This window comes from Paenibacillus sp. FSL P4-0338 (assembly GCF_038002365.1).
Taxonomy (GTDB): domain Bacteria; phylum Bacillota; class Bacilli; order Paenibacillales; family Paenibacillaceae; genus Paenibacillus_AQ.
The window spans coordinates 5,342,859-5,363,714 of sequence record NZ_JBBOCG010000001.1; the positions used below are offsets into that span (position 1 = coordinate 5,342,859).

General features: G+C 51.5%; 16 protein-coding genes and 3 rRNA genes. 16 read left to right on the forward strand and 3 right to left on the reverse strand.

All coding sequences use genetic code 11. The annotated features are described in order from the left end of the window. Nucleotides 1–32: 32 nt before the first annotated feature. Nucleotides 33–920 (reverse strand): YheC/YheD family protein, encoded by an 888-nt coding sequence (locus MKZ07_RS23640; RefSeq protein WP_036699896.1) that lies wholly within the window; start codon nt 918–920, stop codon nt 33–35. 295 nt (nt 921–1,215) lie between these two features. Between MKZ07_RS23640 and gyrA the strand changes: the two genes are divergently transcribed. The 6 genes from gyrA (at nt 1,216) to MKZ07_RS23670 (ending at nt 11,072) form a co-directional block, all read left to right on the forward strand. After that, complete coding sequence (gene gyrA, locus MKZ07_RS23645) at nt 1,216–3,756, forward strand: DNA gyrase subunit A (RefSeq protein ID WP_036699897.1); 2,541 nt, start codon at nt 1,216–1,218, stop codon at nt 3,754–3,756. A gap of 160 nt (nt 3,757–3,916) precedes the next feature. After that, nucleotides 3,917–5,017 carry an HD-GYP domain-containing protein gene (locus MKZ07_RS23650; protein ID WP_036699899.1) on the forward strand — a complete coding sequence of 367 codons (1,101 nt, stop codon included), beginning with the start codon at nt 3,917–3,919 and terminating at the stop codon, nt 5,015–5,017. Between the two features lie 372 nt (nt 5,018–5,389). Beyond that, nucleotides 5,390–6,950: ribosomal RNA gene (locus tag MKZ07_RS23655) — 16S ribosomal RNA — on the forward strand. A gap of 266 nt (nt 6,951–7,216) precedes the next feature. Further along, nucleotides 7,217–10,145, forward strand: a 23S ribosomal RNA gene (locus MKZ07_RS23660). 127 nt (nt 10,146–10,272) lie between these two features. Further along, nucleotides 10,273–10,389 (forward strand): 5S ribosomal RNA (gene rrf / locus MKZ07_RS23665). Together the 16S, 23S and 5S rRNA genes form the textbook arrangement of a ribosomal RNA operon. A 263-nt stretch (nt 10,390–10,652) precedes the next feature. After that, nucleotides 10,653–11,072 carry a hypothetical protein gene (locus MKZ07_RS23670; RefSeq protein WP_036696346.1) on the forward strand — a complete coding sequence of 140 codons (420 nt, stop codon included), beginning with the start codon at nt 10,653–10,655 and terminating at the stop codon, nt 11,070–11,072. A gap of 84 nt (nt 11,073–11,156) precedes the next feature. On the opposite strand, the gene MKZ07_RS23675 is transcribed toward MKZ07_RS23670, so the two are convergent. Beyond that, nucleotides 11,157–11,681: a hypothetical protein gene (locus tag MKZ07_RS23675; RefSeq protein ID WP_036696350.1), complete on the reverse strand. Its 525-nt coding sequence runs from the start codon at nt 11,679–11,681 to the stop codon at nt 11,157–11,159. 210 nt (nt 11,682–11,891) lie between these two features. Here MKZ07_RS23675 and MKZ07_RS23680 point away from each other — a divergent pair, with 210 nt between their 5' ends. The 10 genes from MKZ07_RS23680 (at nt 11,892) to rsmI (ending at nt 19,794) form a co-directional block, all read left to right on the forward strand. Next, the gene (locus tag MKZ07_RS23680; protein ID WP_036696352.1) at nt 11,892–12,077 is read left to right on the forward strand and encodes a sigma factor G inhibitor Gin; all 186 of its coding nucleotides are present in this window, start codon (nt 11,892–11,894) and stop codon (nt 12,075–12,077) included. Nucleotides 12,078–12,294: 217 nt separating this feature from the next. Beyond that, entirely contained in the window at nt 12,295–14,082 is a 1,788-nt protein-coding gene (locus tag MKZ07_RS23685) for an aminotransferase class I/II-fold pyridoxal phosphate-dependent enzyme (protein ID WP_036696353.1), read from the forward strand. Then, nucleotides 14,083–14,724 (forward strand): dTMP kinase, encoded by a 642-nt coding sequence (gene tmk / locus MKZ07_RS23690; protein ID WP_036696355.1) that lies wholly within the window; start codon nt 14,083–14,085, stop codon nt 14,722–14,724. Between the two features lie 114 nt (nt 14,725–14,838). Beyond that, nucleotides 14,839–15,168, forward strand: a complete 330-nt coding sequence (locus tag MKZ07_RS23695) for a cyclic-di-AMP receptor (RefSeq protein ID WP_036696358.1) — start codon at nt 14,839–14,841, stop codon at nt 15,166–15,168. 38 nt (nt 15,169–15,206) lie between these two features. Continuing rightward, nucleotides 15,207–15,650, forward strand: a complete 444-nt coding sequence (locus MKZ07_RS23700) for a YaaR family protein (protein ID WP_036696360.1) — start codon at nt 15,207–15,209, stop codon at nt 15,648–15,650. A gap of 16 nt (nt 15,651–15,666) precedes the next feature. Further along, nucleotides 15,667–16,641 carry a DNA polymerase III subunit delta' gene (holB, locus tag MKZ07_RS23705; RefSeq protein ID WP_341027820.1) on the forward strand — a complete coding sequence of 325 codons (975 nt, stop codon included), beginning with the start codon at nt 15,667–15,669 and terminating at the stop codon, nt 16,639–16,641. 149 nt (nt 16,642–16,790) lie between these two features. After that, on the forward strand, nt 16,791–17,591 hold the full coding sequence (locus MKZ07_RS23710) for a PSP1 domain-containing protein (protein WP_036696365.1): 801 nt from the start codon (nt 16,791–16,793) through the stop codon (nt 17,589–17,591). A gap of 31 nt (nt 17,592–17,622) precedes the next feature. After that, entirely contained in the window at nt 17,623–17,985 is a 363-nt protein-coding gene (locus MKZ07_RS23715) for an initiation-control protein YabA (protein WP_036696367.1), read from the forward strand. Nucleotides 17,986–18,115: 130 nt separating this feature from the next. Next, entirely contained in the window at nt 18,116–18,892 is a 777-nt protein-coding gene (locus MKZ07_RS23720; RefSeq protein WP_156949656.1) for a tRNA1(Val) (adenine(37)-N6)-methyltransferase, read from the forward strand. Continuing rightward, nucleotides 18,889–19,794: a 16S rRNA (cytidine(1402)-2'-O)-methyltransferase gene (rsmI, locus tag MKZ07_RS23725; protein ID WP_036696369.1), complete on the forward strand. Its 906-nt coding sequence runs from the start codon at nt 18,889–18,891 to the stop codon at nt 19,792–19,794. The genes MKZ07_RS23720 and rsmI overlap by 4 nt, the downstream gene beginning before the upstream one ends. Before the next feature lie 600 nt (nt 19,795–20,394). Here the strand turns inward: rsmI and MKZ07_RS23730 are convergent. After that, on the reverse strand, nt 20,395–20,649 hold the full coding sequence (locus MKZ07_RS23730; protein ID WP_019914502.1) for an AbrB/MazE/SpoVT family DNA-binding domain-containing protein: 255 nt from the start codon (nt 20,647–20,649) through the stop codon (nt 20,395–20,397). Between the last annotated feature and the right edge of the window lie 207 nt (nt 20,650–20,856).

Genomic DNA, 20,856 nt, shown 5'->3' on the forward strand with positions numbered 1-20,856 from the left:
GGGTATATAGCCTGCCACTTGAATACATAGAGTTAGATGTTCAATATTCGCTTGCGGCGGCTGGTTACGGACTTCCGTTTAGGCTTCAACCGTCCATAGGCCACAGCATAACGGTGGATTCTGCGGTAAATTGCTTTGTTCGGGAACAATTTGAAGACAATGATGGAGGGTAAGGTATTTACTTCAAGCAGCCATAGATCGTGATGCTGGTCCATGGCTACATCAAGCCCCAGCTCCTTAAGACCTGGATAAGCCGTCTCGAGCTGCGCGCCGATTCGGACGCCCAGGGATTTCAGCTGCTGGATGGTTGCAGACATTTCGTCAGAACTCATATGCTCCTTGAACAGGGTATCTACCGGGAAAACACTGCCCCCGCTGTGATAATTCGTAATCACCTTCTGCGGCGCGGCGACCCGGCCAAGCATGCCTGTAGACTCCCAGCTTCCCTGAGGATTCTTCTGGGTAAGCACGCGCAGGTCGAAGGGACGGTTCTGATGCTGAAGCAGATCAATGCCCTGCTGGACCAGGTAGGTGCGGTCTCCAACCCGGGGCAACAGTGCAGCATGAAGCTCCTCGGGGCTATAAAAGACCTCGGCGTCCTTTGCATAGCGCAGGATATACATCAGCTTCGGCTCTGCCGGTACTTCTGCTTCACTGCTTTCGGATTCTGCCTCCGGCCCATCGGTATCGGGCTGCTGCCCGCTGGGACTTAAGTGCACTATCCTTTGCTCGGCTCTCATCACTCCGCTGCCATAGGTGCCGCGGTCAGGTTTGATATATACCGTGCCGTGCAGATGTAGCATTTCTTTAAGCTCCTCCAGGCTGTATTTACGCGTTTCGGGAATGTAGACCGAGAGCTGACGGTTTTGCAGAATGACTTTCGTTTTTGCCCATTTGCTGGACACGCGCTGAATCTTCATGTTCTGCCTCCGTTTCTTTACGCATCGCGAATTTTCAGGACAAGAAAGCTAAATAATGTTATAATATAAGGATATGAGATTATGCTATTTGGGACGAAAACAGGGGCATGAAGCCAATCCTCTTGTCTCTACAGTCTATGTACTGAAGACAGCAGCGGAGAGGGCGTATATCCTTATCCGTACTAAAAGAAAATCAATATAGACGATAACAGGCTATCATGTTTAATTGTGCTGGTTTTGTGAAAGTAATATAATATAGGGTAGCGGTTTTTAACTGAAGGAGGTCCACCAACTCATGGCTGAACAAAATAACCCGCAAATCAGGGATCGGGACATTGGCGTGGAAATGCGCGAATCCTTTATGGATTACGCAATGAGCATCATTGTAAGCCGGGCTTTGCCGGATGTGCGGGACGGACTCAAGCCTGTTCACCGACGCATTTTGTTTGCGATGTCGGAACTTGGAATGTCCTCGGATAAGCCACACAAGAAGTCAGCTAGAATCGTCGGTGAGGTTATCGGTAAGTATCACCCTCACGGTGACTCGGCAGTCTACGAAACAATGGTACGTATGGCACAGGATTTCTCCATGCGCTATATGCTTGTAGACGGTCATGGTAACTTCGGTTCCATCGACGGAGATATGGCAGCTGCGATGCGTTATACCGAAGCGCGCCTGTCCAAAATTGCCGGAGAAATGCTCCGTGATCTGAACAAGGAAACGGTTGATTTCGCCCCCAACTATGACGGCGAAGAGAATGAGCCTGTAGTTCTGCCTGCACGTTATCCCAACCTGCTGGTCAATGGTGTAGGCGGGATTGCGGTGGGTATGGCTACCAACATTCCTCCGCATAATCTCGGTGAGGTCATTGACGGAGTACAGGCGATGATCAAGAACCCGGATATTACACCTATGGAGCTTATGGAATATATTCAAGGCCCGGATTTCCCGACGGCCGGTTATATTTTGGGCCGGGAAGGAATCCGTCAGGCTTACCGCACCGGACGCGGATCGGTTACCATGCGTGCCAAAGCGGTCATTGAAGAGAATAACGGCAAGGCAAAGATTATTGTGCATGAGCTTCCTTACCAGGTGAACAAAGCCCGGCTCGTAGAGAAGATTGCGGAGCTGGTGCGTGAGAAACGCATCGAGGGCATTACGGATCTGCGTGATGAGTCTGACCGTAACGGAATGCGCGTAGTGGTTGAATTGAGACGGGATGTGAACCCGAGCGTTGTACTCAACAATCTCTACAAGCACACCTCTATGCAGTCCACCTTCGGGATCAACATGCTGGCGATCGTCAATAAGGAGCCGAAGATTCTGAACCTGCGTGATGTGCTGTATCACTATTTGCAGCATCAGATCGAAGTCATCCGCCGCCGGACCATCTTCGACCTCAAGAAGGCGGAAGCACGGGCACACATTCTGGAAGGTCTGCGGATAGCACTGGATCATCTGGATGAGGTTATTGCCCTGATCCGCGCCTCACGCACCACCGACATTGCCCGTGAGGGCCTGATGGAGACCTTCAGTCTGAGCGTAGAGCAGGCCCAGGCGATCCTCGATATGCGGATGCAGCGCCTGACCGGTCTGGAACGCGAGAAGATTGAGAATGAATATAATGAATTATTGGCCAAAATCGCAGAATACCGTGAGATTCTGGCTAATGAGCATCTCGTGCTGGATATTATCAGCAATGAGCTGCAGGAGATCCGGGATAAGTACTCCGATGACCGCCGTACAGAAATTACGGTTGGGGAAGAGAGTATTCTTGACGAGGATCTGATCCCGCGTGAAGAGGTTGTAATTACAATCACCCACACCGGTTACATTAAGCGTCTTCCAGTCAACACCTACCGCAGCCAGAAGCGCGGCGGGCGCGGTGTCATCGGGATGGACACCAAGGACCAGGATTTTGTGGAGCATCTCTTCGTGAGCAACTCCCATAACTACCTGATGTTCTTCACCGATAAGGGTAAGGTGTACCGGATCAAGGCCTATGAGATTCCGGAGCTTGGACGCACTGCCCGGGGGACGCCGATCATTAACCTGATTCAAATTGAGCAGGGAGAGAAGATCAGCGCGGTTATCCAGGTGGAAGAAGCGGACAGCGATAAATACCTGTTCTTCGCTACCCGTGAGGGGATTGTGAAGAAGACGCCTCTGGAAGATTACAATAACATCCGCAAGGGCGGCCTGATTGCCATCAATCTCCGTGAAGAGGATTCACTGATTGAAGTGAAGCTGACCGACGGAGAGCAGAATCTGATTATCGGGACTGCACGCGGAATGTCGATTACCTTCTCGGAGAATGATGTGCGCTCAATGGGCCGCAGTGCTACCGGAGTGAAGGGGATTACGCTTGATTCCAATGACCATGTCATTGGCATGGACTGCGTAGATCCGGAGCTTGAGGTACTGATCGTAACCACCAAGGGCTACGGCAAGCGGACGCCTGCCGGTGACTACCGGTCCCAGACCCGTGGCGGTAAGGGTATCAAGACGATTAACCTTACGGACAAGAACGGGCCGGTTGTCGGGCTGAAGGTCGTCAAGCAGGACGAGGATCTGATGATTATTACGACCAGCGGTACCCTGATTCGTACCAGTATGGACGGAATATCCACCATGGGCCGTTATGCGCAGGGGGTTAAGCTGATTAACATCCGTGAGGATGATGCTGTAGCTACACTGTGCAGAGCTGACAAAGAGGATGAAGAGTTGTCTGAACATGAGGACGGCGAAGACATTCAAGGAACTCCGGTAGAAGGCGAGGGCGAAGTCAGCCAGCCTGAAGCGGGTACCGTGAACGAAGACGACAACCTCGAATAAGGATTGCAGGAGAGCATGGGTTTCTGATGTATAGAAATCCATGCTCTTTTTTTATACCCTATTAACTAACGAACGGGGAATTCTCTATCTAGCCGCTTCCCGGGTTCCATACTATAATTAGAGAATTACAGGTGTCACCGACATAAAGGGGCTTAGGCTAATGCCAAACATATCCGTTGGAGAGATTAAAGCGGGTTCAAAGATTATAAAGGATGTAATTACTCCTTTAGGAGGAGTACTGTTCGGGAGGGGCAAGATCATTCTCCCCCGGGATATTGAGATTTTGCAGGCTTTTTTGATCGGACAGGTTGAGATTGAAGGGGCACAAGGGGAGGATAAGCCGGCAGAGAGCGCTAAACCGGCAGTGAAGCAGCAAGCGGCCAAGGCGGGTGCCCTGATTAATGAATCGGTGCTGGCCAAGAGTAATTCTCCGCTTCATGATGAGTATGAGAAAATGCTGGTGCTCATCAAGCAAAGCTACCGTGCAGCGGCCGCAGCGGCTCTTCCGATCTTCGAACTGCGGAGTCAGCTGGAGCAGCTGATTACCCATTTGAAGGATTACCATGTCCTAAAGTTTGCGCCGCGTGTGCTGATTGACCAGGAATACAACTATCATAATGCTGTTTTGTCTGCCCTGACCTCCTATCGAATTGCCCAGTGGTGCGGATATCCGCAGAAGGACTGGATGCAGGCTGCTTTTGCCGGCTTGCTGCACGATATAGGTAACATTAAGGTGGACGAAGCGCTGCTGCTGAAGCCGACCCCTCTTAGCGCTGCAGAGATCGACGAGGTACGCAGGCACACTACATACGGTTATCAGCTGCTGCGCAATGTTACAGCCATTAACGAAGGGGTTAGACTAGCCGCCTTGCAGCACCATGAGAAGATAGACGGTTCAGGCTATCCGCTTAGGCTGGATGGCAGCCAGATTCATTTCTACGCCAAGATTGTGGCAGTCGCTGATATCTTCCATGCCATGACGCTGGGAAAAGCCTACAGAAAGGCACAGTCGCCTTATCTGGTATTGGAGCAGCTGCAGAAAGAAAGCTTCGGGAAGCTCGATCCGGTAATCGTACAGACCTTCATTCAAAAGACGACAGACCTATATAACGGTACACGGATACGGCTCAGCGACGGACGTCACGGGGAAATCATCTTTACCGACCGTAACAACCCGACAAGACCTATGGTTCAGGTTGAAGGAAACATCGTTAATCTGATTAATGAACGGGAGCTGCATATTCAAGAGATTATAGCTTAAGCACGCGGACAGAGGAGTAGAGCTATGCTAACTTGCTTGCCGGGATAAGGCTAGTTATGGGAAGCGTAGCTTTAGATAATGGATTTGAAATAAATGCTTGCAATGAATCTCTATCCATGATATATTCTATTTCTGGCCGCGAAACATCAACGCCGAGCTCGAAAAAGAAGTTAAAAAAAGAGCTTGCATTGATCGGTTGGATGTGATATATTATAAGAGTTGCTGGTGACGCGATAAGCGGCGCTGACAACGAGCTTGATCTTTGAAAACTGAACAACGAGTGAGTGGGAAATCACTTCGGTGAGATCCAAATTAGAGAATGTAAATTCTCGTCAGATGTTTCAAAATGAGCAATCGCTCTTTCTAAATACCAATTTGGAGAGTTTGATCCTGGCTCAGGACGAACGCTGGCGGCGTGCCTAATACATGCAAGTCGAGCGGAGTCTGAAAGGAAGCTTGCTTCCTTTCAGACTTAGCGGCGGACGGGTGAGTAACACGTAGGCAACCTGCCCTCAAGCCTGGGATAACTACCGGAAACGGTAGCTAATACCGGATAATTTCTTTTTTCTCCTGAGGAGAGAATGAAAGGCGGAGCAATCTGCTGCTTGGGGATGGGCCTGCGGCGCATTAGCTAGTTGGTGGGGTAATGGCCCACCAAGGCGACGATGCGTAGCCGACCTGAGAGGGTGAACGGCCACACTGGGACTGAGACACGGCCCAGACTCCTACGGGAGGCAGCAGTAGGGAATCTTCCGCAATGGGCGCAAGCCTGACGGAGCAACGCCGCGTGAGTGATGAAGGTTTTCGGATCGTAAAGCTCTGTTGCCAGGGAAGAACGTCCGGTAGAGTAACTGCTGCCGGAGTGACGGTACCTGAGAAGAAAGCCCCGGCTAACTACGTGCCAGCAGCCGCGGTAATACGTAGGGGGCAAGCGTTGTCCGGAATTATTGGGCGTAAAGCGCGCGCAGGCGGTTATTTAAGTCTGGTGTTTAAACCTTGGGCTCAACCTGAGGTCGCACTGGAAACTGGGTGACTTGAGTACAGAAGAGGAAAGTGGAATTCCACGTGTAGCGGTGAAATGCGTAGATATGTGGAGGAACACCAGTGGCGAAGGCGACTTTCTGGGCTGTAACTGACGCTGAGGCGCGAAAGCGTGGGGAGCAAACAGGATTAGATACCCTGGTAGTCCACGCCGTAAACGATGAGTGCTAGGTGTTAGGGGTTTCGATACCCTTGGTGCCGAAGTTAACACAGTAAGCACTCCGCCTGGGGAGTACGGTCGCAAGACTGAAACTCAAAGGAATTGACGGGGACCCGCACAAGCAGTGGAGTATGTGGTTTAATTCGAAGCAACGCGAAGAACCTTACCAGGTCTTGACATCCAACTAACGAAGCAGAGATGCATCAGGTGCCCTTCGGGGAAAGTTGAGACAGGTGGTGCATGGTTGTCGTCAGCTCGTGTCGTGAGATGTTGGGTTAAGTCCCGCAACGAGCGCAACCCTTGACTTTAGTTGCCAGCAGGTTAAGCTGGGCACTCTAGAGTGACTGCCGGTGACAAACCGGAGGAAGGTGGGGATGACGTCAAATCATCATGCCCCTTATGACCTGGGCTACACACGTACTACAATGGCCGGTACAACGGGAAGCGAAGCCGCGAGGTGGAGCCAATCCCAGCAAAGCCGGTCTCAGTTCGGATTGCAGGCTGCAACTCGCCTGCATGAAGTCGGAATTGCTAGTAATCGCGGATCAGCATGCCGCGGTGAATACGTTCCCGGGTCTTGTACACACCGCCCGTCACACCACGAGAGTTTACAACACCCGAAGTCGGTGGGGTAACCCGCAAGGGAGCCAGCCGCCGAAGGTGGGGTAGATGATTGGGGTGAAGTCGTAACAAGGTAGCCGTATCGGAAGGTGCGGCTGGATCACCTCCTTTCTATGGAGAATCGTCTTCTGCAATGAAGACATTCAAATCGGAAGCTTGCTTCCACCAATCAGGTTTAGGCCTGTTACTCACTCGTTGGTCAGTTTTGAGAGTTTAAGCTCTCATCTTTACCTTGATCCTTGAAAACTGGATACCGAAACGAATTTGCGTTTTAGAACATCTTTTAGCTGAAACTTGTGTAAGCAAGTGGAAATAGTTATTAGTTGCTACAAAGTGAAGGTTTTTGATTGTGCAAACAAGCAAAACACCGGAACGTTGGTTAAGCTACTAAGAGCACACGGAGGATGCCTAGGCGCCAGGAGCCGACGAAGGACGTGGCGAACAACGAAACTGCCTCGGGGAGCTGTAAGCAAGCTTTGATCCGGGGGTGTCCGAATGGGGAAACCCAGCTGTGGTAATTCGCAGTTACTCGTATCTGAATACATAGGATACGCAGAGGCAGACCAGGGGAACTGAAACATCTAAGTACCCTGAGGAAGAGAAAACAATAGTGATTCCGTCAGTAGCGGCGAGCGAACGCGGAACAGCCTAAACCAAGGGGCTTGCCTCTTGGGGTTGTGGGACGTCTCACATGGAGTTACAAAGGAATATGGTAGGCGAAGAGGTCTGGAAAGGCCCGCGATAGAGGTAAAAGCCCTGTAGCCTAAACTGTGTTCTCTCCGAGACGGATCCCGAGTAGTGCGGGGCACGTGAAACCCCGTATGAATCCAGCAGGACCATCTGCTAAGGCTAAATACTACCTGGCGACCGATAGTGAAACAGTACCGTGAGGGAAAGGTGAAAAGCACCCCGGAAGGGGAGTGAAATAGAACCTGAAACCGTGTGCTTACAAAAAGTCAGAGCCCTTTCTATGGGTGATGGCGTGCCTTTTGTAGAATGAACCGGCGAGTTACGTTTAACATGCAAGGTTAAGGTGAGAAGCCGGAGCCGCAGCGAAAGCGAGTCTGAATAGGGCGACTGAGTATGTGGACGTAGACCCGAAACCGTGTGATCTACCCCTGTCCAGGGTGAAGGTGCGGTAACACGCACTGGAGGCCCGAACCCACGCATGTTGAAAAATGCGGGGATGAGGTGGGGGTAGCGGAGAAATTCCAATCGAACTCGGAGATAGCTGGTTCTCCCCGAAATAGCTTTAGGGCTAGCCTCGGTGAATGGAGTGGTGGAGGTAGAGCACTGATTGGGTGCGGGGCCCGCAAGGGTTACCAAGCTCAGTCAAACTCCGAATGCCATTAACTTCTTGCCGGGAGTCAGACAGTGAGTGCTAAGATCCATTGTCAAAAGGGAAACAGCCCAGACCATCAGCTAAGGTCCCCAAGTGTGTGTTAAGTGGGAAAGGATGTGGAGTTGCACAGACAACCAGGATGTTGGCTTAGAAGCAGCCACCATTGAAAGAGTGCGTAATAGCTCACTGGTCGAGTGACTCTGCGCCGAAAATGTAACGGGGCTAAACACACCACCGAAGCTATGGCTAGATGCTTTGCATCTGGGGTAGGGGAGCGTTGTATGTGGGTTGAAGGTGTACCGTAAGGAGCGCTGGACAGCATACAAGTGAGAATGCCGGTATGAGTAACGAAAAGATCAGTGAGAATCTGATCCGCCGAAAGCCCAAGGTTTCCTGAGGAAGGCTCGTCCGCTCAGGGTAAGTCGGGACCTAAGGCGAGGCCGAAAGGCGTAGTCGAAGGACAACAGTTTGAAATTACTGTACCACCGTAATCCGCTATGAGCGATGGGGTGACGCAGGAGGGTAGTGACGCGGACTGATGGATGTCCGTCTAAGCAGTGAGGCTGGTGTGTAGGCAAATCCGCACACTATTAAGGCCAGGCTGTGATGGGGAGCGAAAATTATAGTAGCGAAGGTCATGATCTCACACTGCCAAGAAAAGCCTCTAGTCAGGAGAAGGTGCCCGTACCGCAAACCGACACAGGTAGGCGAGAAGAGAATTCTAAGGCGCGCGGAAGAACTCTCGTTAAGGAACTCGGCAAAATGACCTCGTAACTTCGGGAGAAGAGGTGCCTCGGTAGGGTGAATAGCCCGAGGGGGCCGCAGTGAAAAGGCCCAAGCGACTGTTTAGCAAAAACACAGGTCTGTGCGAAGCCGTAAGGCGAAGTATACGGGCTGACGCCTGCCCGGTGCTGGAAGGTTAAGGGGAGTGGTTAGGGGTTAAACCCGAAGCTGTGAACCGAAGCCCCAGTAAACGGCGGCCGTAACTATAACGGTCCTAAGGTAGCGAAATTCCTTGTCAGGTAAATTCTGACCCGCACGAATGGCGTAACGACTTGGGCGCTGTCTCAACGAGAGATCCGGTGAAATTTTAATACCTGTGAAGATGCAGGTTACCCGCGACAAGACGGAAAGACCCCATGGAGCTTTACTGCAGCTTGATATTGAATTTGGGTACGATCTGTACAGGATAGGTGGGAGCCGTTGAGAGTGGAGCGCAAGCTTCGCTGGAGGCGCCGTTGGGATACCACCCTGATCGTATCTAGGTTCTAACCTAGTACCGTAACCCGGTACGGGGACCGTGTCAGGCGGGCAGTTTGACTGGGGCGGTCGCCTCCTAAAGAGTAACGGAGGCGTTCAAAGGTTCCCTCAGAATGGTTGGAAATCATTCGCAGAGTGCAAAGGCATAAGGGAGCTTGACTGCGAGACCTACAAGTCGAGCAGGGACGAAAGTCGGACTTAGTGATCCGGTGGTACCGCATGGAAGGGCCATCGCTCAACGGATAAAAGCTACCCTGGGGATAACAGGCTTATCTCCCCCAAGAGTCCACATCGACGGGGAGGTTTGGCACCTCGATGTCGGCTCATCGCATCCTGGGGCTGAAGTAGGTCCCAAGGGTTGGGCTGTTCGCCCATTAAAGCGGTACGCGAGCTGGGTTCAGAACGTCGTGAGACAGTTCGGTCCCTATCTGTCGTGGGCGCAGGAAATTTGAGAGGAGCTGTCCTTAGTACGAGAGGACCGGGATGGACGTACCGCTGGTGCATCAGTTGTTCCGCCAGGAGCATGGCTGAGTAGCTACGTACGGACGGGATAAGCGCTGAAAGCATCTAAGCGTGAAGCCCCCCTCAAGATGAGATTTCCCAGTATGTAAGACCCCTTGAAGACGACGAGGTAGATAGGTTGGAGGTGGAAGTGCAGCAATGCATGGAGCTGACCAATACTAATCGGTCGAGGGCTTATCCAAATTTCTATCACGCAGATTTGTTTCGGATTCAGTTTTCAGGAATCAAGTTCCTGAACGCAACGAAATTCATTCACACATTCGTGATGAACCGAATTTCTAGCGGCAGCGTCTGTTTCACAGACGCATGTTTGGTGGCGATAGCGGAGGGGTTCCACACGTACCCATCCCGAACACGACCGTTAAGCCCTCCAGCGCCGATGGTACTTGGACCGAAGGGTCCTGGGAGAGTAGGACGTTGCCAAGCACACATGAGCCATTGTCGAATTGTCGACAATGGCTTTTTTGTATATCCGCGTATATAAAAAGCGGGAAGGGGTATGGCGCTTTAGTATAAAAACGCTTACAAACGAGTGACATTTTTGTTACCGACGAGGCGATGGTTCCAAGTATAATGGGAAAGTGCAATAAATAAGCAAAAGCCTTAATACGAATGAACTACGTATAAATTCTATCTTGGAATTTTCTTGCGTCTTTAGATGCATGGTAGAGGTAAGGAGGATTTAAGGTATGAAGCGAACTCAACCTTTGTGGATATTAGTTATTCTTTGTATAGTCGGAGTAATGCTGGCGGGTTGCGGAACGAAGGAGCCGGCTTGGGAGACTTTTAACGGTGCACTTAATGAGGAAGACTTCCCCGTGCCCAAAGAGGCAAGCTCACCCGACAGAACAACTACAAACGTAGCTATGGACTATGTACGGTACTCCCTGCCGGGGTTGAAGGAGAAGAAAGGCGTTCCGGAGCCTTATCTTGCTGCCATTAAGGCGTGGGGCTGGGAAGAGCAGGAACAGAAAGCAGACGATTCCGGAAGCTCCCGTGTTTTTCAGAAAGAAGGACTTATTGTACATCTGACCGTGCATGATGACTATTTCATCGTGATGATTCCGAAGGAAAAGAAGGTCACAACCAAAGGCTTGAAGAACAGATAAAAAATCGCCGTCCGGTTATGGATGGCGATTTTTTGTGTGCATGCTTGGCCGCTTAAATACAGAGCTATGTATATCTGGTTGGGATCACTGGGCGTAATAGGAGGCGTCTGCTGCATTGAACTTGAGCATCCCATCTTTGGCTACACTCTTTAACCGCAGCAGCGCATACAGACGGGGGAGCAGCAGCCACAGGTGGCATACCGCCAGCGAAGCCGTGAAGGCGGGCGGAGCCCAGACGATGAAGAGTGCGGCTATACAAAGACCGATCCAGAGGTTATGCAGCTGTACGGAGCGGAAGATGCCGTAATTGATATATTGATCAGGCATGTAACCGGGCCAGGGCAGGCGCAGGGACAATTTCCAGCGCTTGGCGATAGGGTGTCCGCTAATCAGCAGGACGGAGCGTGAGATGACATACTGAATCCACAGCATGACAGGTCCGGCTATAATCATGAACAGGATACTCAGCCAGGAGAGAAAGACACTTTCGAGCACAAGACATATAAAGGGTAGGGTGATATAGACCCGCAGCAGTAATGCTGTAATAGTAATTTTTTTGATAAGCTTGTATTGATAGAATGTAGCGGCACCTTTGGTGTTTGGTTCCATACCTGGAATTCGGACCTCCTCGCAAGTTCTCTTGTTATTATTATCGGCCTGCTCCTGTGTTTTATTAAACAACGGGCTCAGATTCACAGAATGGGTATCAGGCGAATATATATATTTTAGGCTATGAAGGATTAGGAAAAAACTATGAAAAGGTTTAAAATGATAGAAGGTGTACCATACTGTTCTTAAAAGAGTCAAGGTGGGATGAAAATGGAACAGCAAACAGGGCAGGCTTGCATTATCTGCGGGCAGGAAAAGGAAGAGGGCATTGTGATTGTCTCGCATTTCATCTGTGAAGACTGTGAGAGTGAGATGGTGCGTACGGAGGCTGAGGATGTGAAGTACAACTTTTTCATTAGCCGGATGAAGAAGATCAATCTGCGTATGCATGCTTAATGCACGAATTGCAGTACCTGTAACAAGCAACATATAAAGAGCGGGCGGTGAATCTGTGTCGCGTTGGCTGCAAATACAAAGTTCCTCTTAACGGCTTCTCCGCCCTGACCGGGTGAGGGGAGCCGTTTTATTGCTTGTGGGGTCCCTTGCGGAAGTGATAGGCGTTTGGGTGTAATTGCGTTAAAATAGAAGGTAACCCCCAGGGAAGGAAGAATCTATGGACAAGCTACAGCCTGGCAGGGCACCTGTATACGAAATGCTGGAACAATATAGACTTAAGGGTAATATATCTTATCATGTGCCGGGACACAAGAACGGGGAGGCTTACCGGCGTACTGTCAGTGCAGAGAGTGCGGGGTATCTCACGGAAGTAATGCGTTACGATGTGACGGAGATTACCGGAACGGATGATCTTCATCATCCGGAAGGGGTAATAAGGGAAGCACAGGAGTTGGCCGCCGATTGTTATGGCGCGGAGGAGAGTTATATGCTGGTGGGTGGCAGCACCGCCGGCAATCTGGCTCTGATCCTGACGGTGTGTGCAGAGCCCGGAAGGCTGCTTCTCTTGCAGCGCAACGTCCATAAGTCCGTAATCCATGGACTGATGCTGGCAGGAGCGCGTGCAGTCTTCCTGGAGCCGCAGATTGATCCGGGCAGCGGACTCGCCGTGGCTCCGTCTGCTGAGACGGTGCAGGCGGCGCTGAATGCCTATCCGGAGGCAGCCGGTGTCATGGTCACAATGCCGAACTACTACGGCATGGGCATTGACCTTGCGCCCCTCGCGCAGGCCTGTCACACAAGCGGCGTGCCGCTGTTGGTAGATGAGGCGCACGGGGCGCATTACGGACAGCACCCGGCGCTTCCAGCCGGGGCGCTTGCCGGGGGCGCAGACGGAGTGGTGCAGTCCACGCATAAGATGCTGACCGCGCTGACGATGGGCGCCATGCTGCATGTGCAAGGGCCATGGCTGGACCGCGCGCTGCTGCGGCAGCGCCTGGCCATGGTGCAGAGCTCCAGCCCATCGTACCCCGTGATGGCTTCGCTCGATCTGGCCCGGCGCCTGCTGCACAGCCAGGGCGCCAGTGCCTTCACGGCGGGGCTCGCCGCCGTGGATGTCCTGCGGCGCGGCCTGGCGGCGCTGCCGCGCTTCGGGCTGCTGCAGCCGGCTTCGCTGCAGCAGCCTGTCTGCGGCGAGGCGGGCGCCGCAGGAGCGAGTACGCCGCCGCTGCGCGGGGCGGCGTACGTGACCCAGGACCCCTTTAAGGCGGTCATTTATGACGCCGCAGGGGTCCTGGGGGGCTTCGAGCTGCAGCGCAGGCTCGAAGAGAGGGGAATCGTGCCGGAGATGAGCGACGACCGGCACGTGGTTCTGGCCTTCAGCCTCGGCTCGAAGGCTGAAGAGGCAGCGGAGCTGCTGACAGTGCTGCAGGACATTGCAGCGCTGACTTCCTTGGCAGAGCCGCAGACAGGCGGGACCACTGCCTCATCAGACCTTGATCATATTGCTGGCTCTGATCATATCTCTGATCCTGAACCTGTCTCTGGTCTAGATCTTACCGCTGGGCCCGGCCAGTCTACTTACTCAGACACTGCCTCAGCTCCCGCTCCCCAAGGCGGAGAATCCTTCTCCAGCTCACGGAACGCAGCCCAGGCAGTGTCATATAATAGCAGAGAAGGGGACTCAACCTTCTCCGGCGATATTTCCACGTGGAACAATTTTGACATTCCGGCAGCATCAGCTCCGGTTGCGTTCTCAACCCGGCCGGTCGCTGCCGGTGAGACAGAGAGCATAGAGCTTGAGGCAAGTGTGGGCAGGATTGCGGCAGAGATGGTTATTCCCTATCCGCCTGGCATTCCGCTCCTGTATCCAGGAGAGAGCATTACAGCGTCTGTCTGTGACAGGCTGATCCGTCTGCGTACAGGCGGGGCGAAATTCCAGGCCTGTACTGATCCGGCCTTACAGCATATTAAGGTATACAACATTCAGAAGGGCGGAGAAGCATAAGTGAAGCGAGAAGGATTCTTCATTACACTGGAGGGAGGCGACGGCTCCGGCAAAACAACCGTACTAGGCAGGGTGGCAGCTTATCTGCAGAACCATTCCATGCCCTATTTAATCACCCGTGAACCGGGAGGGATTGAGATTGCCGAGAAGATCCGCTCTATTATCCTCGACCCGGCGCATACGGCCATGGATGCCCGGACAGAGGCACTCCTATATGCGGCAGCAAGAAGCCAGCATCTGGCGCAGGTAGTCGAGCCTGCCTTGCAGGAGGGAATTACCGTGCTCTGCGACCGTTTTGTAGATAGCAGTCTGGTTTACCAGGGTTACGCCAGAGGGCTGGGCATCGAAGAGGTGCGGGGGATTAACCGGTTTGCGACTGGCGGGAGAATGCCCGATCTTACCTTTTACCTGGATGTAGATCCTGAAGTGGGCCTATCTCGGATTGCCGCCAATCAGAACCGGGAAGTGAACCGGCTGGATCTGGAGAGCCTTGAGTTCCACCAGAAGGTAAAAGCGGGCTATGAGCTGGTTATCGGCTCCGATCCGGAGCGGATTGTAGTGCTTGATGCCAATCGTCCCATCCATATGGTGGAGCAGGATATTGTACGTGTACTGAAGGACAGGATATTAAAGGATTTCTAAGGTGTTTTGTCAAATAGAACATAGAGGTATAATGAATGAACAGGGCTTCTCTGCAGATTGAACTAATGCTGTGCGGAAAGCCTGTGAACATAACTAATAGGAGGGGATACGAAGATGAATTTGATCATTGCAATTATCCAGGATAAAGACAGCAACCGGCTATCCAGTGAACTGGTGAAGGCGAACTTCCGCGCCACCAAGCTGGCCAGTACAGGCGGATTTCTCCGTGCGGGTAACACTACCTTTTTGATTGGGGTAGATGATATTCAGGTAGACGCAGTACTCAATGTAATCCGTAACAGCTGCAAAGTGCGTGAGCAACTGGTCACTCCGGTCACGCCGATGAGCGGCACGACAGATTCCTATTTGCCGCTTCCTGTCGAAGTGCAGGTGGGCGGAGCTACCGTATTCGTACTTCCCGTCGATCGTTTCGAGCATTATTGAGCATAATGAGCATTAGACCATAAGGGCGGTAGATATCCTTGAAAATCAACCCGGGCTACAGGCCCTTAAAAAGCGAAATGCTGACCACGGAGGCTGAGAGGCGGCCGGTCCAGCAAAAAAACTTCAACGATGTATTTCAACAGCAAAGCCAGCAGAAAACTATAGATGAGTTGAACCGTCAGATTAAAGATATCCAGTTGCAAGGCGACCGGCTCTCCAAATCCATGACTGTACGTGAGCTGTCGATCTACCGGAACCTGATCAAACGGTTTCTGGAGGAGACGGCCCGCCGTGGAGTGATGCTGAAGGACACCAAAGGCTGGGACCGGCGGGGCCGCGGCAAACGCTACAAGCTGCTTGAGGAGGTTGATGCCGCTCTGCTGAATATGGCAGATGATCTGCTCGACAGCGAGCAGGGCCGGATCGATCTCCTGGGACGGGTTGGAGAGATCCGCGGGCTGCTGATTAATCTTTCTTTCTGACAACTTGGAGGAACCTATGTCTTTTCATGAACTATTAGGCCAGGAGGACGCCAAGCGGCTGCTTCAGAATGCCTTACGTAAGGATGCTGTCAGCCATGCCTATCTGTTCACGGGTCCGGCAGGCAGCGGGCAGGTGAAGATGGCACTGACGTTCGCCCAGGCGATATTCTGTACCGCCAGCAAGGATGATGCCTGCGGAGAGTGCCTGGAATGCCGCAAGGTGGAGCATGGCAATCATCCTGATCTGACCCTGCTGCGTCCCGATGGGGCCAGTATTAAGATCGACCAGATTCGTGAGCTTCAACGTGTTTTTTCCTACCGCTCGGAAGGGATTAACCCGAAGGTCTATATTATAGAAGGAGCGGACAAAATGACGGTGCAAGCCGCCAATAGTCTGCTGAAATTTCTGGAGGAGCCGCCAGCCCCGGCGGTTGGTATTCTGATTTCGGATAACAGCAGTTCCCTGCTTCCGACGATCCAGTCCAGAACCCAGCGCATTCCGTTTAGCCCGCTGCATCCAGATATTATGCTGCAGGTGTTGTCCGGCGAAGGGGTTCCGGTGCCGCTGGCGCGATGCGCGGTATCGCTGACTGCCGGTCTTGACGGCTGCAGGGAACTTTTGGCACAGAATTGGTTTGCAGAAATGAGAAATCTAGTGTTACAATTAGCGAAGGAGTCTCTGGGCAAGGGCAGCACTGCGGTGGCAACCGCGGGTTCGAAGCTGTTCAAGACCGGACTTGGTGAACATTTGGATACTCTATTCAGCATGTTCCACTTATGGTTCAAAGATATGCTCTACTTCCTGTACCGAAAGCACGAAAGTATCGTTTTCATAGATCAGTTAGACTTTATTTCGAGGGCTGCCCGTCAGAGGAGTACGCAGCAGTGGGTGGCTTATATGGAATATGCGGCGGAGAGCAAGCGGAAGCTGCGTTCCAATGCCAATGCCCAGCTGTGTCTGGAGCAGTTTTTAATCCGGCTGGAAAGCTAGAGGTTCGGGTTATTTATAATAGATCCTCCGGGATATAATCCTCAGCCCTGGAAAGACCGGGTATAGCGGACGAGGAAGGACAAGCATGGATCATCAGGGAAGCAGTCTTGCTTAAGGGTTCCTTTACCGTCAAACAAGGGGGTTAATTTTTGTACAGCGTAGTAGGTGTCCGCTTCAAAAAAGCGGGTAAAATATATTATTTCGATCCGCTTGATTTCCCGATTGAACGCGATCAATGCGTAATTGTTGAGACTGCAAGAGGGGTCGAATACGGTAAGGTTGTCGTAGGCAAAAAAGAGGTGCAGGAAGCAGACGTTGTACTGCCGCTCAAGAAAGTCATGCGTATTGCCGGCGAGACCGACGCGCGCGTGGTGGAAGAGAACAAGGGTGCAGCGAAGGATGCTTTTACCACCTGTTTAAATAAAATCCGCGATCATGGCCTCAAAATGAAGCTGGTGGATGTGGAGTTTACGTTTGACCGCAACAAGATTATTTTCTATTTCACGGCCGAGGGACGCGTGGATTTCCGCGAGCTGGTGAAGGACCTGGCCAGCATTTTCCGTACCCGCATTGAGCTCCGGCAGATTGGTGTGCGTGATGAAGCCAAGATGCTGGGCGGACTAGGACCATGCGGACGTGTGCTCTGCTGCTCCTCTTGGCTTGGTGATTTCGAGCCGGTGTCCATCAAGATGGCGAAGGATCAGAATCTGTCGCTTAACCCGACCAAAATCTCGGGATTATGCGGACGGCTGATGTGTTGTCTGAAGTTTGAGCATGATAATTATGAGAGCACGAAGGAAGAAATGCCGGCCGTAGGCAAAATGGTCGTTACTTCACTGGGTGACGGCAAGGTAGTCGGTATCAATGCCGGTAGCCGCACGGTTCATGTGCAGCTGTTTGAAGTGGGTAAAGTTAAAGAACTTCCAATGGATGATGTTGTCGTCAAGTAAACCATTATAAGGTTACTTTCGGGGTGGAAACTTGGAGAAGAAAAATATATTTATACACATGCAGGAGATGGAAGCGCAGATGGATGAGATGCGCACCACTCTGAGCGATTGGAAGCAGACGGTCAAAGAGCTGATGGAAGCGAATCAGAAGCTGAGTCTGGAGAACGAGCAACTTCGTATCATATTGAAAAGGGAAGCGCCTGTAGATAAGGCCGCGCTGTCTGCAGAGGCGGAGGCTATACTTGCTGCCGAAGGGAAAGAGGAGGTTGTCGGGGAAGGCTACGATAATCTGGCCCGGCTGTATCACGAAGGCTTCCACATCTGCAATGTCTACTTTGGGCATTTGCGGACGGAAGGCGATTGTCTGTTCTGCCTTTCTTTTCTTAATAAATGAGGATATCCAGCCGTAGGAGATTGTCGCCTACGGTTTTTTTGAATGTAAGGCTATGCTTCCGAAGTAAGTTTTGTTTCGAAGAATATACAGATTGAAGCATATGCTCAACAAAAACTTTTAGGAGATTACAATGACCCATTCAATGAACAATACACCTGTATCCTTGCATGAAGCAGAACGGATTGATGATCTGCTCACCCATGATCTGAGAATTATCCAGAGTGACGAAGTATTTAGCTTCTCGATGGATGCCGTGTTGCTGGCACGGTTCGCCAGTGTACCGCCGCGCGGACGGGTGCTTGACCTGTGTACGGGTAACGGGGTAATTCCCATGCTACTGTCTACACGGACGAAGGCTTCTATTGAAGGAATCGAGATTCAGCCCCGTCTGGCGGATATGGCCCGGCGTAGTGTATCGCTTAACGGTCTGGAAGAGAAGGTACAAATTCATGAGGGCGATTTGCGGGAACTTCATCTTACAGCGGGCTATGGCGTATACGATGCGATCACGGTGAATCCCCCCTATATGCCGCTGAACGGGAGTGATCTGAAGCTGAATTCCCATCAGGCGATGGCCCGTCATGAAATCGGTTGTACTCTGGAGGAGGTCATTCAGGCCTGTGTCCGGCTGGTCCGTACCGGAGGCAAAGTCAGCATGGTGCATAAGCCGCAGCGCCTTGTAGATATTATCAGTCTGATGCGGAAGCACCGGCTGGAGCCGAAGCTGATCCGCTTTGTGCATCCCCGCGCCCATCTGGAAGCGAATATGGTTCTGATTGAGGCTGCGCGTGACGGGAAGCCCGAGGTGCGTTTACAACCGCCTTTAATCGTATATAATGAGGACAATCAATATTGCCCTGAGATTATGGATATTTATTACGGAAACAAAGAGGATACGAGCCAATGACCATACAATGCCAAAGCAGCTTTCAAAACAACCATGACGGAGCGAAGCCCGAAGGATGCGGGTGCCTGTATCTGGTGGCTACACCGATCGGCAATCTGGAGGATATGACTTACCGGGCAGTGCGCATGCTGAAGGAATGCGATATTATCGCCGCTGAGGATACGAGGCAGACGCGTAAGCTGCTGAGCCATTTTGAAATTACACCGTCCATGCTGTTCAGTTACCATGAGCATAACAAGGCGGCCAGTGGGCCGGAGCTGATACGCTATATAATAGAAGGTAAAAATCTGGCACTTGTCAGCGATGCTGGTCTGCCGGCGATTTCCGACCCTGGTGCCGATCTGGTAGCTCTGGCTGTCAGCCATCAGATTCCGGTGATTCCAGTGCCTGGGGCGAATGCCGCATTGTCGGCTTTGATTGCCTCAGGACTGCCTACCGCCAGCTTCACATTCATCGGCTTCCTGCCTAGGGAGCGCAAGGATATCCGGGCTGTTCTGGCACCTCTGCGTTCTGCCCAAGGGACACTTCTCTTCTATGAATCACCTCACCGCGTTGCCAAGACACTCGTTCATTTGCAGGAGGCCTTCGGCAACCGCCGGATTACACTGGCTCGTGAGCTGACTAAGCGGTATGAGGAGTTCCTGCGCGGAAACATTGAGGAGTGTCTGGCCTGGCTGGAGGAGCATCCCCCGCTTGGCGAATACGTGATCGTACTTGAGGGAGAGAGTAAAGAGGAGGCGGAGTTGGCCGAGTCTTCCTGGTGGCGCCAGCTTAGTACCGGGGAGCATGTGGCTCATTATGAAGCCTCAGGTTTAACACGTAAGGATGCTATGAAAAAGGCAGCGTCTGACCGTGGCCTGTCCAAGCGCGATATTTATAATGAACTCCTGGAGCGGGAATAAGGGATAAGGCTGACACCAAGTTGGAACTTATAAATGGGTTATATAATCAGTGAAACCATTGAAATAAATGTATTATGAACACTTTTATGGTTGAAAATCTACCTTAAACTAGTTTTAGATGTAGTTTATACATTTATGTGTATAGGTAAATAGATATTATAAAGGTTTTATCTGGATATAAATACATGAAGTACTACTAACCTGCCCGGGCGGACATTATACCAGTAAATAACTGTATAGAATACAGCTATCCAAATTTTCCATCCGAAAATATTCTACTTTGTATAGCCAGTAACCAGTGCAGTTAAGTGTATCCCGCACGGAGAGCGCTCCCTCGTAAAGCCGTATCCTGTAGGCAGAACGCTCCGATGTAAAGTGTATCCCGCAGGGAGGCCGAACAGGGTCGGTCCACCACCGAACCCCGCTTCCTTCCGCGCTAGCTACAGAGATCCACCAAGCTTCCGGGTGTCCAGAGGGCTGGGGCCCTCCCTGTAGAGAGGGTAGACATAAAAAAATACCTCCCGCGCGAACGGGAGGCCAAGGAGATATAAAAAGGTTAGAATTAACAATTGGATTAGTTCCTATTATACCCTATTTATTTTAGTTTGTCACAGGGGTAGGGATAGCCGAAATGCATTCATGACAAACAATTTTACCTTTGAAGTAAGTTACATTCTCAGCATTGCCGCAGAAAATGCAAGCAGGCTCGTATTTCTTAAGCATGATCCGCTCACCGTCCACGTAAATTTCGAGCGCATCTTTTTCCCCAATGCCTAGGGTACGACGCAATTCTATTGGAATAACGACCCGTCCAAGCTCATCTACCTTACGTACAATTCCTGTTGATTTCATCATTACAATCGTTGCTCCTCTCAATGTTCAAAAGCGTCATTATTCGACATTCTTCACTGTTTTATGATATTTATAATACCAACCATTCCCAAAACAGTCAACCTTTTTTCAGGCGAATTTTAAGGAATATTTTGAGACTACATTTACTCCGCGTTTGATAGGGCAACTGAGTCTAAAATAGCTTATTAAGATGTTTGTCGATTTGGCAGT

Bases quoted from the DNA above. Each gene is read 5' to 3' on its own strand.
- MKZ07_RS23640 (WP_036699896.1), bottom strand. From the start codon at position 920: ATGAAGATTCAGCGCGTGTCCAGCAAATGGGCAAAAACGAAAGTCATT.
- gyrA (WP_036699897.1), top strand. From the start codon at position 1,216: ATGGCTGAACAAAATAACCCGCAAATCAGGGATCGGGACATTGGCGTG.
- MKZ07_RS23650 (WP_036699899.1), top strand. From the start codon at position 3,917: ATGCCAAACATATCCGTTGGAGAGATTAAAGCGGGTTCAAAGATTATA.
- MKZ07_RS23670 (WP_036696346.1), top strand. From the start codon at position 10,653: ATGAAGCGAACTCAACCTTTGTGGATATTAGTTATTCTTTGTATAGTC.
- MKZ07_RS23675 (WP_036696350.1), bottom strand. From the start codon at position 11,681: ATGGAACCAAACACCAAAGGTGCCGCTACATTCTATCAATACAAGCTT.
- MKZ07_RS23680 (WP_036696352.1), top strand. From the start codon at position 11,892: ATGGAACAGCAAACAGGGCAGGCTTGCATTATCTGCGGGCAGGAAAAG.
- MKZ07_RS23685 (WP_036696353.1), top strand. From the start codon at position 12,295: ATGGACAAGCTACAGCCTGGCAGGGCACCTGTATACGAAATGCTGGAA.
- MKZ07_RS23695 (WP_036696358.1), top strand. From the start codon at position 14,839: ATGAATTTGATCATTGCAATTATCCAGGATAAAGACAGCAACCGGCTA.
- holB (WP_341027820.1), top strand. From the start codon at position 15,667: ATGTCTTTTCATGAACTATTAGGCCAGGAGGACGCCAAGCGGCTGCTT.
- MKZ07_RS23720 (WP_156949656.1), top strand. From the start codon at position 18,116: ATGACCCATTCAATGAACAATACACCTGTATCCTTGCATGAAGCAGAA.
- rsmI (WP_036696369.1), top strand. From the start codon at position 18,889: ATGACCATACAATGCCAAAGCAGCTTTCAAAACAACCATGACGGAGCG.
- MKZ07_RS23730 (WP_019914502.1), bottom strand. From the start codon at position 20,649: ATGATGAAATCAACAGGAATTGTACGTAAGGTAGATGAGCTTGGACGG.